The 16807-nt window shown below is 45.7% G+C and carries 11 protein-coding genes, 1 tRNA gene and 1 pseudogene; 6 read left to right on the top strand and 7 right to left on the bottom strand.

The window, feature by feature from the left end; genetic code table 11:
- Window positions 1-456: 456 nt before the first annotated feature.
- From QUA47_RS23520 to QUA47_RS23505, 4 genes are all read right to left on the bottom strand, one after another.
- A complete protein-coding gene (locus QUA47_RS23520; RefSeq protein WP_333432528.1) occupies window positions 457-1443 on the bottom strand; it encodes an AAA family ATPase in 987 nt (328 codons plus the stop codon).
- Window positions 1440-2111 (bottom strand): nicotinamide riboside transporter PnuC, encoded by a 672-nt coding sequence (gene pnuC / locus QUA47_RS23515; RefSeq protein ID WP_333432527.1) that lies wholly within the window; start codon window positions 2109-2111, stop codon window positions 1440-1442. The genes QUA47_RS23520 and pnuC overlap by 4 nt, the downstream gene beginning before the upstream one ends.
- A gap of 21 nt (window positions 2112-2132) precedes the next feature.
- Complete coding sequence (locus QUA47_RS23510; protein ID WP_333432526.1) at window positions 2133-3584, bottom strand: NAD(P)/FAD-dependent oxidoreductase; 1452 nt, start codon at window positions 3582-3584, stop codon at window positions 2133-2135.
- Window positions 3585-3712: 128 nt separating this feature from the next.
- Window positions 3713-4744 carry a glycosyltransferase family 2 protein gene (locus tag QUA47_RS23505; RefSeq protein WP_333432525.1) on the bottom strand — a complete coding sequence of 344 codons (1032 nt, stop codon included), beginning with the start codon at window positions 4742-4744 and terminating at the stop codon, window positions 3713-3715.
- A gap of 606 nt (window positions 4745-5350) precedes the next feature.
- Here QUA47_RS23505 and QUA47_RS23500 point away from each other — a divergent pair.
- Window positions 5351-6451: a glycosyltransferase family A protein gene (locus QUA47_RS23500; protein ID WP_333432524.1), complete on the top strand. Its 1101-nt coding sequence runs from the start codon at window positions 5351-5353 to the stop codon at window positions 6449-6451.
- Between the two features lie 173 nt (window positions 6452-6624).
- Here QUA47_RS23500 and QUA47_RS23495 read toward each other — a convergent pair whose 3' ends face one another.
- A complete protein-coding gene (locus tag QUA47_RS23495; protein ID WP_006631841.1) occupies window positions 6625-7164 on the bottom strand; it encodes a Dps family protein in 540 nt (179 codons plus the stop codon).
- A 1310-nt stretch (window positions 7165-8474) separates the two neighbouring features.
- Here QUA47_RS23495 and hetZ point away from each other — a divergent pair.
- The 5 genes and pseudogenes from hetZ (at window position 8475) to QUA47_RS23470 (ending at window position 14963) form a co-directional block, all read left to right on the top strand.
- Entirely contained in the window at window positions 8475-9656 is a 1182-nt protein-coding gene (gene hetZ, locus QUA47_RS23490; protein WP_333432523.1) for a heterocyst differentiation protein HetZ, read from the top strand.
- Entirely contained in the window at window positions 9649-10719 is a 1071-nt protein-coding gene (locus tag QUA47_RS23485) for a hypothetical protein (protein ID WP_333432522.1), read from the top strand. Before hetZ ends, QUA47_RS23485 begins: the two co-directional genes overlap by 8 nt.
- Before the next feature lie 203 nt (window positions 10720-10922).
- On the top strand, window positions 10923-13289 hold the full coding sequence (locus QUA47_RS23480; protein WP_333432521.1) for a transglutaminaseTgpA domain-containing protein: 2367 nt from the start codon (window positions 10923-10925) through the stop codon (window positions 13287-13289).
- Window positions 13290-13412: 123 nt separating this feature from the next.
- A pseudogene (locus QUA47_RS23475) lies at window positions 13413-13634 on the top strand (DNA-directed RNA polymerase subunit omega); the annotation flags it as partial.
- Window positions 13635-14150: 516 nt separating this feature from the next.
- Window positions 14151-14963 carry a GUN4 domain-containing protein gene (locus tag QUA47_RS23470; protein ID WP_333432520.1) on the top strand — a complete coding sequence of 271 codons (813 nt, stop codon included), beginning with the start codon at window positions 14151-14153 and terminating at the stop codon, window positions 14961-14963.
- A gap of 342 nt (window positions 14964-15305) precedes the next feature.
- On the opposite strand, the gene QUA47_RS23465 is transcribed toward QUA47_RS23470, so the two are convergent.
- Together QUA47_RS23465 and QUA47_RS23460 are read right to left on the bottom strand one after the other, a co-directional pair.
- Window positions 15306-15387 (bottom strand) — tRNA-Leu (locus QUA47_RS23465).
- A 312-nt stretch (window positions 15388-15699) separates the two neighbouring features.
- Window positions 15700-16407: a peptidoglycan-binding protein gene (locus QUA47_RS23460; RefSeq protein ID WP_333432519.1), complete on the bottom strand. Its 708-nt coding sequence runs from the start codon at window positions 16405-16407 to the stop codon at window positions 15700-15702.
- Between the last annotated feature and the right edge of the window lie 400 nt (window positions 16408-16807).

Below are 16807 nucleotides of genomic sequence, written 5' to 3'. Positions count from 1 at the left end.
GCCCCGAGATTCTGTGTTGAGTTTATTTTTGGGGGTGTGGCACTTTGGCCCCCTGAGTTCTGGGAAAAGTTCATAGGTCGGTTCGTTTGTTGGTTGCGTTTTAGCATATTTCCACTCTCTAAGTCCGTAAGTCAAGAGTTAGCACAGATTTTCAAGTTTTACGTGAACTCTTAAAGATACACCGCTGCCACAAGCTTCTTCTCTCGTTCCCGCGATCTTCCTGGGAAGGCGTACCAGACCAGGAAACGAGGCAGAGCCTCGGTCAATGGGTTTCCAGGAGCTTCCGGGGAACCAGTTAAAACCTGTTCAACCAGTTAAAAACTAAAAAAGAAAGGAAAATACAGATTTCCTTTCCCTTTCTCAACCCTCCACCGTCAAATCAGCTTGATTGCGAGATTAAAGATGAATCGCTTTTTTCTTTTGAGCGAGCGACACTAAAATCTTCATAATTAATCATTACTCTAGCTCCTTTAACGGTTCAAACACCAACAGTGAATCGATCGCCCGTAGAGCCTCCGACATTCGCAGCTCGTGCGTTCCTCCCACAGTAATATACCGCTTTCCTTTCTGCTGAAGAACCTCAACAAACCACTGGTGCATAATCATCCGTAAATGTTCGCTTTCTCGCGTTCCATCCTGAACAAACCCGAAATCCGGCTGAGTCAAAATATACAAATCGCAGCGGCGACTGTCTGCAATTTGCTGGAGTGTCGGGTGTTCCGAACCAAGGTAACGTTTGTGCCAAATACAAGTAGCTAAAGAATCTGTATCGCAAATAACGACTTTGTTAGCGCGAGTAGCAATATCGTCTTCCATAGCAGCTTGTTTCTTGGCAATTTCTACAAATTCATAGCTGTCCCAAATTTCAGGATCGGGCGAATATTGCCTGCCTTCCCAGTAACACCTGCCGTATTCGGGAACCCAAGCAGTTTGGTAGTGCTGTGCGAGCGATCGTGCTAGGGTAGTCGTCCCGCTCGATTCTACACCCAGCACGCAGACTCGTTTGGCAAAGTAGGCTTTGGCTGGGGGAGTCAACATTTGCCAGTGTTCGGTTAGGTGCGATCGCAATTGCGTTCCAGAAATCGGGAATTTGAGTCGTTCGCGATCGACTGCACAGTGTTGAGATCCCATCAGTTTTGCCCAAGGTTCGCCGTAATCTTCTGAAGTAAAAGCGATATCGGGTTTTCGCCCAGAAAGCACCTCAAGAGTCCTCTGAGCCCAAGGTTCGGGAGATTCCGGTAAATCGTCGAGCACTTCGATAACTTCTGCGTCGGGATGCAAAAACCGAATCCAGTCGGCTCTAACGGTTCCTGCAACTGCTTGATTTGTTTTGTAACAGGCGAGAACGATTAAATGGTCAACCTTCTTTTTAGCTTCTCGAATTAAGTAGTCGTGTCCTTTATGGAAGGGGTAAAATTTGCCTACAGTAACACCGAGTATCATAAAGATTGCTGCTGTTTTAACTTTTGTTCTGAGTAAATACGCTGAAAATTTTGTAGTCCGTGAATTGCCATCAACAAAAAAATCGCGTACAAAATACTCGTCAAATATAGCCCCCGCGAGGCATACAAGGGAACGTAAATCGTGTCTGCAACAATCCACAAATACCAGCTTTCGAGATAGCGTTCCATCAGGTACAACTGGGCGATCGCGCTTAAGATGGTTGTCAGGGCGTCCCAAAAGGGTGCTGCGCCGCCCAAAGATATTAATACTGTTCGCAAGCCAAATACGCCAACTGCAACTAAGACTGCGGTGAGGATGAGCCAGCGTTGAGAAATTCGACATACAGGTTTTTCAGTGCTGTTTTCGCCGCCCCGCAGCCAAATATAAATTGCTTGCAAGCTCGTGATTAAATAGAAGGATTGAAGCGCTACTTCGCCGTAAAGTTTAACTTGATAAAACACCGCACCGTAGGCGATAACTCCGATTAAGCCGATCCACCAGCCTACGGGATTGTTTTTAGCAAGCAGCCAAACGCTCCAAGCAGAAGCGATCGCGGCTATCGCTTCGATTAAGTCGAGTTGGATAGGGACAAACCGCTGCACTGAAAGCAGGAGCACGAAGATGCTTGCTGCGGAGCCGATTAAGTTCGGCAGGTTCGCTTTTTTCATGGCAATCCCTATCTCGGCTGGCTATATGGACTGCGAAATCAAATCCGCATCCTTCTTTTCTTTTGAGCGATCGACACTAAAATCTTCATAGTACGATCGCTCAGTATTCACATCCCACAAATCGTGCTTTTCGCCGAGAATATTTCTCACAGCCAGCATCCCCGTCAGCATGGAATGGTCTTGGTTGTTGTATCGGTGCATACCGTTTCGCCCGATCGTCTGCAAATTCTCAATTCCCTTCACAAAACCTTCAAGTACCTGCAAGTGTCCTCGATATTCGCCATCATAAACTGGATAAGCTTTGGGTTGCCGTATGACAACTCCATCTTCAACCTCGGCCGTTGTTGCTAAACCCAAACCAACCAACTCGCGAGTTGCTAATTCGATAAGTTGCGCGTCCGACATTTCCCAAACCTCGTCGCCTACGCTACAGAAATATTCCATTCCCAAACAACTTTTGCTGGCGTCGGGAACTAAAGCCGCGCTCCAATTCTTAAAGTTTTGAATTCGTCCCACTTTGACTTCGGGGGAGTGAATGTAAATCCAGTTGTCAGGAAACAAATCCTTGCGATTGACAATCAGTGATACAATCAAAAAATCTCGATATTTGAGCGATCGCGCGGCGTGCAATACCTCTTCTGGTGGCTGCGGTTTCAGTCTTGCTACCAGTGCCGATATCGGCATACTCGTAATGAAATTATCCGCAGAATATTGAATTAATTCTCCGTTTTGCTCCGCAGTAATACTTTTAATCTTATTACCTTCACGCTCCAAGCTAATTACTTTAGTATCCAGATAAACTTTGCCGTCTTTATTCTCCACAGCTTCCGCGAACTTTTCCCACATCATCCCCGGCCCCAAAGCCGGATAATCAAACTCTTTTATTAATGTTTTAGTGTCGTTGCTGCCAAACAAAGCATTAATAATTGCTGTCGTCAGCGACAATCCTTTAATCCGCTGCGCCGCCCAATCTGCTTGGATTTCCGAACAAGGAATGCCCCAAACTTTTTCAGTGTAAGTCTTAAAAAATGTTTTATACAAGCGTTCGCCAAAACGATTGATCACCCACTGTTCAAAAGTTTTTTCTTCCGTCAGCGGCCAAATTCTCACTTTCAGATAACTCAAAATAATCAGCGCACTCTCAATTATGCCCAAATTAAAGAGAGTATTGAACGCACTTATCGGATAGTTAAAAAATTTACCTCGATAAAAAATTCGCGACAATCGTGGCACTTTAATAAACTCATTTCCCAGTACCTCTTGCCACAACTGCTGCACGGCTTCAACTTTAGTATAAAAGCGGTGGCCGCCAATGTCGAAACGATAGCCTTTGTAGGTTTCGGTGCGAGCTATTCCCCCAACTTTATCACCTTTTTCTAGTACAACAGGGATAATGCCTTGCTTGACGAGCTCGTAGGCAGCAGTCAAGCCCGCAGGGCCTGCACCGACGATCGCAACAGGATAATGTTTCACTCAGCCTACCTCCAGCTTTTTTATCGAAACTATACAGTTATTTATAACTTGTCCAAGGGATAGATGCACCCGTGAATACCCTGAGAAACTCTCGATCGACCTGATGTTTAAGCACAATTTGCCTTGATTTATTGAGCCGATACTGGCAAGCTAACTTTGCCAGTCACAGGCTTTTTTTGGTATAAGTAGCGACCCGTGCCGATCGCGAATGCCAGTCCGCTGTAAAAGTAGAAAAGCCAGTGCCAAGGAATAGTTTTCAGGGCAAAGAGGATACCGTGTTTACGGTGAAAAAATCGGTAAAGCGGTGCATTAATTGCTACCAGTGGTATGGCCAGCAAACCAGCCAATAGCAGAAAGCTCAGCGACCAGCAGGTTCCCAAAATTGCCAGCAGGACTGCATAAGTTAAAATCACGCTGATGCGGTTTGAAACTTGCAAGTTGAGGTCGTTATTCAATTTGCGATCGCGCCAAATCAGTTCTGTCCAAGGCAGTGCTCGGTAGAAAAAGTCCGCTTTTACCATACCCATCGGTTTCCACTGCTTTAAATGTTTCACCTGCAAGGTTTTGCACAGCCGAATGTTATAACCTGCTTGTTTCAAACGGTAGCCGAACTCAATATCTTCGATCGAAGCTTGGCGGTAACTCTCATTAAAGCCACCCATTTGCAAAAAAATTTCCCTGCGAATCACTCCGCAAGCTCCCCAAAAAGTCGAAGCTTCTTCGTTACCTGTTTGGTGCACGTAGTGGTGCAGCAAGTTCCTGTACTGCGATAGAAAATCAGGATCTCCAGGAGCATCGTCGTAAGAGCCAATGAAAGCAGCTAAGTAGGGATTATTTTGGAACACCGATATTGCATAGCCCACAGCTTCTGGACAAACAGCTACATCAGCATCCACAAAAAATAGAATATCTCCCTTTGCAGCTTGGGCGCCCAAATTCCTTGCCCGCGCTGGCCCTCCGCATTCGGGAATCCTGATGACTTTGGCGCCGAATTCCTTGGCCAGACGCCAGGAACCGTCGCTTTCGCCATCTGCTACTACAATAATCTCCATCGGCCTGGGCACAGCTTGAGCCAGTTTTGACAAACAGGTGCGGAAGTAAGCGCCCCCGTTGTGGACTGGGATAATAACGGATACAGTGGGGTCGGCGGTAGAAATCATTACCTAAATTTTTTAAATTGCAGGGGCTAAAATTTGCTGGAATTTTATTGGTGCTACTTTACAAAGGGTAAAATCAGCTCTACTTTTTTATTTATAACTCGATTTCTGTTTGTCTTCAACTAGATTTTTTGCTGGTATTTTTGATTTGATTTTCCCCATTCTTACCTCTATTTTACGCCATATCTTGCTGAGACTGACCTGATGTAGACAACAGCTTTACAAAATCTTTAAATATATCATTGTTTGTGTAAAGTTGGGAAAAAGCCCCAGCAGCATTGTGGTGCGGCTGTGTTGCAATGCACAAGACTTTGATTTTATAAGTAGGAGTACCGTATAAAATCAAACATCGTTTATACGGACACCCCGGAACTGTCAGCACTTGCGCGGTAAAATTTATTTTACAGACCTCATCCGTGAGTGACTCCTGCACCAAGTCTCGATCGCGCCTGCGGACTCAATGCACATTTTATGACTTTTAGCAATATATTTAAAATATACCTCTTAAAATTTCCGACACTGTACGATCGAGCTTTGGTAATTTGCTAACATACCCTTAGCCAGCTCCCTGTGAACCAAAACTTTTAGCTAAACCATTTTTTACATTACATGAATAGCTCACAAGACACGTTAAATCTGCCATTAGTTTCAGTCATCATACCAGCTTTCAACGCTGAAAATTTTATTGCTAAAACCTTAGAGTCTGTCTTATCTCAAACTTATCAAAACATAGAAGTTTTAGTAGTTGATGACGGCTCTACAGATACAACAGCCAATATCGTCAAATCGTTGGCTCAAAAAGATAGCCGAGTCAGCTTATTCCACCAATCAAATGCCGGCGTCGCCGTCGCTCGCAACCTAGCAATTGAAAAATCAAAAGGCGAATATATTGCTCCCATAGATGCCGACGATATTTGGTATCCGCAAAACCTAGAAAAACAAGTTAACTGCCTGAATTCCTCAGCACCATCTGTCGGAGTTGTCTATTCTTGGTCAGTTGATATAAATGAAAAAGACTTGCTCACAGGTGGATTTTATAACTCCACCATCGAAGGAGAAGTTTACACAGCATTAATTTATAAATATTTTATAGGCAATGCCAGTTCATCTCTAATCCGCCGCGTTTGTTTTGCAAAAGTCGGCGGTTACAACGGCAAACTTAAACTAGAAAACGCTCAAGGCTGCGAAGACTGGGAACTTCACCTCCGCATAGCCGAACATTATCAATTTAAAGTCGTGCCAGAATACTTAGTTGGCTATCGGCAGATTGCCAGCAGTATGTCTAGCAACTATGCAGCAATGGCAAAATCTCACTCTTTAATTATGGCAGATGTCCGACAGCAACATCCCGAAATTCCCAGCAGCATTTATCGCTGGTCTAGCAGCAATTTTTACATTTACTTAGCTGTTAAAAGTAACCGCAGCGGCAATCACCAGAGTACATTATCTTGGCTTTATAGAGCTTTCAAAGAAGATTTATCAATGGCACTTTTGCGACACAATTTGTATCTGCTCTTTATAGAAAGTATATTAAAAATAATAGTTACACCGCCATCTGCATCAGGGTTAGAGTTAAAACCAGCATCTGAATCGACTGAAGGAACGACACTTGCTAGGATTGAGACGCGGACGAAGGCTCACAAAATGTTACCCTCGCAAGTATATGAAAGAATGCGATTCCACAGTTTAGGAAATCTAAAATCTAAATAAACCGAACATTGAAAAACCCGGTTTTTTGAATAACCGGGTTTTTGAGGAAGCTAGAGGGTGTTTAATTATGCCAGCTTGCTAGATCAAGAATTAGGAAAGAGGGTTAAATAAAAAAAATCTAAATTTTCCCTTCTTCCTTCTTCCTTCTTCCTTCTTCCTTCTACTTAATCTCTCTAAGCGTGAGAAGCTGTAGGAGTTTGAGCTTTCGGCTGCTGACCGTCTGGCGCCAGGGATTCGCCTTCAATAAACGAGCGCAACATCCAAGCCATTTGCTCGTGCTGTTCCATCAAACCAGTCAAAAAGTCTGCGGTTCCGTCATCGTTAAACTCTTCACCGCACTGTTGGACGTGTTGGCGGAGATTGCGAATAACTAATTCGTGGTCATCCACTAAACGCGATACCATTTCCGTAGCCAAAGGCAAATCGCCGATATGTTCTTTAATCGAGCCATACTTCAGAAAACCCTCAGCAGTACCAATTGGATACCCACCTAAAGTTCTCACCCGTTCGGCCATAGCATCGATATTTAGTGTTAACGCCTGATAGTGTTCTTCCCACAACTGGTGGAGCGATCGAAACTGTGGGCCCACTACATCCCAGTGATACTTTTTGGTTTTGATTAACAGCAGATAAGCATCTGACAGGTCGTGATTCAACAGTTCGATAACGCCTGCACGTTGCTCGTCAGATAGACCTATGTTTAACTTACGCATTGAAAATTGTTCCTTCAACTCTAACTTTATATTTATTAGAACAAATTTCGCCAGCGACTTACATCAACCCAGAGGACGATCGAAGACGATCGAACTTTAGTAAAATATCGGCATTTCAGGTTCAAGTAATCGCAATATAGATACCCTTAGATAGATGCAATGAAACTTATTGTTCCGGATCACCTTTGCTTGGTGAACACAGCGATTGGGCCGCCGGTGATTTCCCGCTCAATCCCGCTAGAGAAAAAGGCTGGACTCTGATAGCCCGTACAAATCAAGGAATTTCTGCGGAAGTTAAGCAACATCCCACCGGAGGTTAACCAACATCCCACACACTTAATTGTACGGGCTGCTTTAAACGAGGCATAAGGGACTGGCAATTAAATATAACCCTGTTATCCTACAAGGCTAGGAAACAGATTTTCGGACATGAGCGGTTCTGATCTGTGTGATTGGGATGCTAGAAATGATATTAAGTCAAATCGTTAGATAGACGTTCAAGGATGTTGCCAAGAAACAGACGGGCAATCGCCATCGAGACTGTATGGCAAAAGTGGCTGAATATTACTTCAATGGTTCAGCTCCGAAAGTATAAATATTTCTAGGATGGAATCCTTGATAGTGTTCAAATGGGCTTACATGAACACAAATAATCTTGGGTTTGTTAAATAGCGATAAACCGAATCAAGAAGATGTATATCATGACCTGTGATGAAGCCCGTAATCGCCGAGCATCCGTGCTCAACCCTCGATACTAAATTGAGCCAAGCAAAAGTTTGTTCAACCAAGGCTCTTTTTTTCAGTAAAACAAAGCCTTGGATGTTGCGATCGTAAAACCACCTGAATCATCCATCCCAAGCTATCCATCACTGATTTGAGAAACCGTTCGCCACTGTCACCTCGATCGACTCTACCAAATACAGCCACGCAACCCTTTGTCCCATCTACTAGACCACCGGGAGAAGCTGTGTGTTCGCTTCATCTTCAGGAACACTTGCGCTGCTGTGAGCACCACAGCACTAAGCCGCAGGTATCAACAGCAGTGTAGCGTTGTCGGCCCGCATGAAGGCTTTGTCAAACCCGACACTCTGATGAAGCATCGTTGCACTGGCAACTGTTTAAACCTAGTTTTTGGCGGATGGCGCCTCCAAGACAGATAAAAAAAAGCAGTCCTCTGTGTTTGCGCGAAGGAGGAGATAGAGGGCATTGCAGTTTGTCCTATCTGGGGAATACGGGCTAAAGTAGCGGTAGGAAAGATTTATCCATACTTTTACTAACTGTGCTACTTTCGTTGTTAGCTGTAAACCATCATGCGGGAAATCTGCCAGAGCGTGGAAACCATATTTCAACTGCTGTTAGACGAACTCAAAAAGTCCACTCGCGCGTCTGAGCAAAACTGCCAAGATGTAGCAGGGCGACTCGCAGCAGAAGTCAACAGGATATGCACTGAAAGCCAGCGGATTCAAGCCTCCGGAGATATAGAAGGTTCAGCCCAGAGCCTCGCTCAGCACCGCTTGCAACAATGCCTGCATTATTACAATTTAGGCTCCGGGCCCGGGCGAGTAGAATTGCACAGTACCCTCAGCGCGATCGTCTATCGCTACATCACCCCTCCGCAGGTGCAGTCTAGCTATCAGGCGCGAGTAGAACTGATCAAAGATTTTTTGCAAGGATTTTATCTCGAAGCTTTAAAGGCCTTCCGGCGCGAAACCCAACTGCCACCTACCTACAGTCCCCGCACTCGCTTAGAACTAGCAGAGTACATGGCCTTTGTAGAGCGCTTCGGCAAGCGGCGCATTCCTTTACCTCGGAACCGCAGCCAGCAACTAATTATTTTACGGGCCCAAACCTTTTCCCAGCAGCAGCCCAAAGAAACCTCCGTAGATATGGAACAAGCCGCCGACGGAGGGGCTTCAGATTCCGACCAAACTTGGAACGACACCTCGGTGCACTCGGTGCGGGAAGCGATGGCAGGACAGGGTTCGGCGGCAATTCGTCCCCTAGGCGACGAGTCAGAATCTCTGCGGCAAAACGTGATTGACGAATTAGTGGCTTACTTGAAAGATCGCAACCAACAAGACTGCGCCGATTACTTCGTGCTGCGCTTGCAAGACTTGCCGACTAATGAAATAGAGTCGCTTTTGGGCATAACTCCCCGCCAAAGAGACTATTTGCAGCAGCGCTTCAAGTACCATTTGCTCAGGTTCGCCATGTCGCACCGCTGGGAACTGGTTCACCAGTGGCTGGAAGCAGACTTAGACCGCAATTTGGGTTTGCTGCCTTCTCAGTGGCAGGCGTTTGGCGAGCAAATTGGTCCAGAGGGACAGCGTTTGCTAAAGTTGAAACAACAAGGTCTGTCAGAGTCAGCGATCGCGCAAAGCCTCGGCAGCACGGTAGCCCAGGTACAGAAACGGTGGTTTAAATTGCTGGAACTTGCCTGGGAATTGCGAAATCGTTCAGATTCCGGAGAAGGGGCATCTAGTGATGAATAACGAAACGAACAGGGATGCAGAGGCTTTCGATCGCCATTTTTTAGACTGGATATTGCAGGCGCCGATCGCGAATGCCTCTAGCGAAGATGAGGACAACCTCAATCAGTCCCCTCGCTCAGAAGAGTGGGGCGAAACAGAAGAGAATTCCGGGGTGGAATACTGGGAATGGGACGAACCAGACCCGCTGGACTATCAAGTGGGGGCGCACAGCAATGCACCCGCACAACCGCAGACAATTGGAGAAATACCGACCGTGCAAGACCGTTTTCAGACCTTGTTAAAACAAAGGCTTAGAGCCGAAATTGAATCCAACCCGCCGCTGTTCCCCTGGGAAACAGAATTCAAAAGCTACGACCACGATTACCCAGACGATGTAGCCCCGCAATGGGTTCCCCCCCTACACCTCTGGACTCCCCAACTACAAAATATCAGGTGGGGCCGCCTGCCAATTCCGATCGCCCAAGGAGTTTTTGCTCAACTGCTAGAACCTTGTCAGGAACTGGTAATGTCGTCGCTGCGGGAAGGCGCGAAATTAGTTCGCGCTGTAGATGGCTTGTTTCCGGGCCATTCTCATGAACTCAACGAATTAGCTGGTTTAGTGCTCAGAGGTTCTTTGCGGGGACTTCTAGATTTAGAAGATTTCCCGACTTACGAAGCAGCGAGTACCGATCAACAAATGGTGCTGTCGCTGTTGGCCGCCAAGGAAATCATTGAGTCTCTAACTTTGGATTGTCCTGTGAATCAGCCGCCGGTTTCGCGGGAGTGGCTGACTGGTTTGGGTTCGCTGACTCTGGAGGCTCAATACCTGTCGAACCGCAACAGAGAACAGCCAATGCCGTGTTTAAGAGTTGAGTGCCAATTTCCGGGGGCAGGAAGTTTGGAACTCAAGGGAGGAGATGCTGAAGCAACTGCACATCGTCCGAATTCCGGGCATTTAAGTGTGGAGTTGTTTGACGCACAACCTGACAAAACTTATGCCCTAGAAGTTCGATTCCAAAACTTCGAGACTAGACCTTTGATGTTTGCTATTCGTCCAATTTTAAGCGGACAAGATAGCAAGTAGAAAGGTCTAATTAGAGTCAATAATTTAGGTTTTTACTCGCTGGTTTGACCTCACACAAAAACAAATGCAATTCCTCGACTACTGTCGTGGAAAGCCAAAAATTTTAGATCTTAGTTCAAGCCCCCAGATTCATCGGTGGAGTCAATCTAAAATCTAAAATCTACAATCTACAATCTACTGCTAGTTGACTTGGATGGGTGCACATGACAACTGATAACCTGCGAAATATACCTGTTTTGGGTAAACTGTGGGAGCAGATCGAGGCTATGCCTCCGCCGGTGATTGAGGATTCTTTACTGCTGCGAATCCTAGTTCAGTTGTTGGTAATTGTGGGAATTGTAGCTACTGACGTTGCTGCTGAAGAAGCCCAGAACCTGTGGGCTGTGCCTGTTAGTATTGTGGGAGCAACTTGGAGTTGGTATCGCCGCCGCGATCGCAATGTAGCTGCTAAGTTCTGCATAGCTATTGGAATGCTGGTGGCGCTGTTCGCTTTTTTTAGCCGCTTGGTGGGAGAATTGAATGATACGCGGTTAGTTTTGGCGCAACTGTTAATCCAACTTCAAGTGCTGCACAGTTTCGATTTGCCCCGCCGCAAGGATTTGGGCTATTCGATGGTAATCGGGCTAATTTTGTTAGGGGTAGCAGCGACTCTCAGCCAAACCTTGACTTTTGGGCCGCTGCTGTTGCTGTTTTTGGCTTTAGCGCTTCCGACTTTGGTGTTGGATTATCGATCGCGCTTGGGATTTGTGAAGCCAGAAGCCATTGGCGAAAAAGCACAAGGTAAAGGGAAAAATGAAAGCCTGTCGCTATTTGCGGCTACTTTATCCCCAAAGTATTTTGGTTGGCTGCTGTTGATAACTGTCGGGTTGGGGCTGACTATTTTTGCGTTTTTGCCGCGCCTCCCTGGCTATCAGTTGCGGACTTTTCCGGTGAGTGCTCCTATTCAATATCAGGGGGAGTTTGACTCGCGCAGCATTCTGAATCCAGGGTATGTCAGAGGGGGAAATGAAAAAGGAACTGGCGGAGGAAGGGGGAGAAACCCAGACAAAGGGCCAGGAGAGGTAGACTCTACTTTTTATTACGGTTTCAACCAGCGCATCAATCAAAATTTGCGGGGGGAAATGAAACCCCAAGTGGTGATGCGGGTGCGATCGCAGGCTGCGGGTTTTTGGCGGGTATTAGGCTTTGACAAATACACCGGTCAGGGTTGGGAAATTTCTCGCAACGAACAAGCTCAAAAGGTGAATAGACCTAGGTGGTCTTATCAATTTTATCTGAATCCTTTTCCCAATGCGCCTCGGACTCAAGAGGTGATTCAAACTTATAATATTGTTGCTCCATTGCCGAATTTGATTCCGGCTTTAAACAAGCCGAAGGAGCTTTATTTTCCGAGTCCAGAGGTGGCGATTGATGCGGAGGGGGGTTTGCGAGCGCCTGGGGAATTGGGAGACGGTGTGACTTATACGGTGATTTCTAATGTCCCTTTTCGCGATCGCTCTTTGTTGGGGAAAACTGGTACTAATTACCCGAAAAATATTCGCAACTTCTATTTGGATGTGCCGCCGGAAATAGCCCAGAAGGTGCGAGAAAAAACCGAAGAAATCTTGGCGGCAAGAACTAGAGTATCCCAGTCGGACAGACCGATCGATTCTCCCTACGAAAAAGCTTTGTATTTGGCTCAATATTTAAAGCAAAATCCGAATTACAAAATAGAAAAAGCTTTGCCTTACTTAGAAGAAGGTGAAGATTTAGTCCAGGCTTTTCTGTTTGGCTACAAAAACACCCAGGACGGCAAAAAAGTTACAGGTGGATATCCCGACCACTTTTCGACGGTACTGACAATTATGCTGAGGTCGGTCGGGATTCCGGCGCGGTTGGTGGGCGGTTTCGATACGGGGGAATTTAACCCGTTTACTGGTTACTATGTTGTGAAAAATACCGATGCTTTCTTAATGACGGAGGTATATTTTCCCAATAATGGCTGGTTTGCTTTTAATCCGATTCCCGGTTATCCGCTGATTCCGGCTTCTGTGGAAGACAACCAGACTTTTAGTGCGCTGCAATCGTTCTGGCAGTGGATCGCGGGTTGGCTACCGACTCCTCTCAGAAGCGGGCTGGATTCAGTTATAGGTTTTGTAATTGGCTGGATAACTTTGATTGTGGGCTGGTTTCTGGGACAGTTTGCTAAGGGTTGGGTGGGGTTATTTACTGGCTTAATTGCTGCGATCGCCTTTGGCTTTATTGGCTGGTTAATTTGGCAAGTCTGGCGCAAGTGGCGCCACCGCCGCTGGCTGGCGAAGTTGCCGCCCGTGGAGGGGGTTTATCAGGAAATGTTGAAGGATTTGGCGAGTAGGGGTTTTGCCAAGCAGAAAGCTCAAACGCCTTTGGAGTATGCTGAGGCAATGCGCGGCAATCATGCAACTGATGAAGCTGAGGTGATTGATGAAGTTTCGCAGGCTTACGTGCGGTGGAAGTATGGCGGCGAAGCGGGTAATTTGAACCAGTTGCGGCAGTTGGTGGAAAATTTGAGGCGATCGCACTTGAAGAAACTGAAAAAGCGCTGGTTTTAAGCGATAAGGGTAGGAAAAAAAGCGTCGCTTGCCTACCCTGTTGAGAAGTTCGACTAGCCATTATTTAATCTTAATAAGTAACCCTCCTTATACTTGTAAATTTGCACCAGAAGGTACTCAATTATGAAACGTCCTACATTTGATTCCACTCAACTCATCCGACGTGCTGAAGAGTTGGTGGCGGCATCTTCCAATCGCTACCGCATTACTGTTCAAGTTGCTAACCGTGCCAAGCGCCGTCGGTATGAGGATTTTGACAATATGGATGACCACCAGATGAAGCCAGTAATGCGAGCAATTTTCGAGATGTCAGATGAACTGACCCACCCAGAGATTATTGGTGAATTTATTGAACCTTCATTTGAAGGAATATCGCCAACACCAGCACCAACACCAGCACCAGCACCAACACCAGCACCAACACCAGCACCAACACCAGCACCAACACCAGCACCAACACCAGCACCAACACCAGCACCAACACCCGCACCATCCCCGACCAATACAACATCATCGCCACCAACCAGCGAACCAATTCTTCAAATAAATACTGAAGTCAATGCTAATCCTCAACTACGACAACTAAAGCAAGAATCTAATTCAAATGCTTGGAATAGTCTGGTTAATTGGATTGGTGAATCTATTTGTGAAATTAATTTTACTGCATCTGAATCGTCTGTTAAAAGGCTAAAGCACAGCTACCGAGACAAATCTCCCTCTGAAATTGCTCATGTTCTTATTGTTCACAAATCCTTACAAGCGGCTGGAGTGGATTTAGTTAGAGGAATCCCGACAGCAGAAGCTGTTATCAGGGGGATAGCTAAGTACGACTTACCATAAATCACCAAACTATCGGCAGAAATGGTTTATCAGATTGCCGATATTTATGGATTTAATTTACAAGAACCAGAACGAAAAATAGAAGCTTTAACAGCCTTTGGTGCAGCTTTTTTGGGAGAAAGAGCTATTGATGCAGGTATAGACTGGCTAGAGTATGGCATGATTCCCAGTAAAATAATAAGTGCTTCTGCTAAAGCCCTCATGATTTATGCAGTAGGAAATGCTGCTTGTAAGTTATATGAAGCCAAACTTAATCAACATATGAATCCATTAACTTCGCCAACAATTATAAATAAAATTAGGGAACAAAGTCAACATTATTTAGATAACGCTACTTCCGAAGAAGGAATCGTTGCTCTGATTTCTAGCGAAATCAATACGGCTTTGACCATAGACTATACTAGACTCAGTAGTTTACTAAAAGTGGGAGAATGGAAAAAAGCAGACCAAGAAACCTGTGACATCATAGTAAAGATAGCTAACCGTGGTTTTGAGCAAAATTTGAGAATCTTGCCCATTGAGGATTTACGCACTATCAATCAACTTTGGTCACAGAATAGTAATGGACATTTTGGTTTTAAGGCGCAAAAACAAATTTATTGGGATGTGTCAAAAAAAGTAGGCGATTTTGGAGAAAAGATGGGCTGGCGAGGAAAAGCAGGTTTATTTGGTGGCGTTTTTGGTTGGAAATCCTATGATGATTTAAACTTTAACTTACAATATGCTCCTAAAGGGCATTTGCCAGCTTTTCCCTTAAATATATCTTGGTGGTACCACTCAGGTGAAGCAACGAGAGATTTTGCCCAATCAATTTTAGAGAGAAACGATTGGTAAAAAGTGATAAATAAAGGTGCATATTTCAGGGAATAAGCCTCTACCACTATGCAGCTTTCTTGTCTGTGTTTCCTTCCCCACTCCTCATTATTCAAGCAATGCTTAACCTCTGATAATTTCCGTCAAGCTTCAAGATTTAGGGCAACAAAACGAAACCACGATCGCCCTGACGAGGTGACAACCCCGTCAAAACCTTGATATAATCAATGATATAGCCCTCAAACCCCTATGAAAAAATGCCACGTTGTAACGCAACCTTCAATTCAGGGATGCCGTTAACAAGGCAGCAAAATTTGTGCTCAACCAGGGGTGGGGTTTTTGCTTTGGGAATACAATTTGCTATGCGGATAAAAGGACTTGAACCTTCACTCCTCTCGGAACCAGAACCTAAATCTGGCGCGTCTGCCAATTCCGCCATATCCGCATTTTGACATTTAACTACTATAGCACACAACAGAGCGATCGGTCAATCGATTTTAGATTTTAGATTTTAGATTTTAGATTGAAGGAAGCGACCCACTGATAAATCCGCAGGGTGATCACCCAATTGCTCGCCCAATCGATTTTAGATTTTGGATTTTAGATTTTAGATTGAAAAAAGCGACCCACGGATAAATTCCCAGGCTGATGACCCAATTGCTCGATCGCCCAACATCGAGAAACCCGGTCATTTTGGGACACCGGGTTCAATCATGAGTTATCGCCACAGCAATTTTCCGTATTTTTCACTTGTCACTTACTTTTGGCCGAGCGCTTTCCAGGTTGTTTCGTCCACCATGCCGCTAGCCGTCAAACCCTTAAATTTCTGAAAGTTCTTGACAGCCGTAGTAGTGCGAGCGCCAAAAATGCCGTCGATCGGGCCCGGATCGTAACCCTGTATTTCCAAACGCACCTGTAGCGTCTTCACCTTGGAACCGACAGCGCCTTTATTTAGAAGAGTTGGAGGATTGCCGGGAACTGCAGCATTGCTCAGAATAGGAGGATTGCTCTGCACACCTTCAGGAGCAGGGGCCGGATCTGCTGCTAAAGCTGTCCAAGTTTCTTTGTCCACAATGCCATCTGCGTTCAAACCCTTAGACTGCTGAAAGGCACGAACCGCCGATGTAGTGCGAGAGCCATAGGTACCGTCGATCGTCCCCACCTTGAAACTGTGCACCTGCAACCGTTGCTGTATGGCTGCAACTTCTGGCCCGTCAGCTCCCGCCGAGATAGTTTTTTCCTTTCTCACTGGCTGCTCGCCCGCGTAAAAAGGCTTGTGAAACATATCTCCTTGGGAATTTCCCTCCGGCGATGCTGACGCACCCGGATCGGCGGGAGCCGTAAAGTCTCTGCGGTACTGTTCCTGCACCAAGGGTTCGGAGTCGAAAGCAGCAGTTGCCTTTTTGGTCAAGGCGGGAACGAGCAGAGCCATCAAGCTGAAAATCGTAACAGTAGTCACACGCATAAATTTCATCCTGTTAGTGAGGTTTGACAAGGTTTCGCTGATTTCATGTTTCTAAATCTAATTGTATTACCCGGACTGCTTTCTGAAACATATAGCAAAAGGAAGAAGGAACAAGACCATTTCACTTGGCGATCGGGTAACAAGAAGTCCGAGGGAAGGGGTAATAGACCGGATTGGTTTGAGCCATTAATAACGTCCTAAGCGTCGGGCGCGGTTGCTATATCTGCTGCTGCTTCTAGAAGTTCGGCAATGGGGACAGCCGCACTCAGGAGTTATATCATTTCCGGTTACACCGGAATGATGTTGACTGTTGACTGTTGACTGTTGACTGTTCACGGCGTCAACAGTCAACCGTCAACAGTGAACTCGAATTTACTATTCCGATGCTAACGGATTTGAT

Origin of the sequence: Microcoleus sp. MON2_D5 (assembly GCF_036701905.1) — a bacterium.
In the GTDB taxonomy this organism is placed as follows: domain Bacteria; phylum Cyanobacteriota; class Cyanobacteriia; order Cyanobacteriales; family Microcoleaceae; genus Microcoleus.
This window is presented reverse-complemented; position numbering and strand designations above follow the sequence as displayed.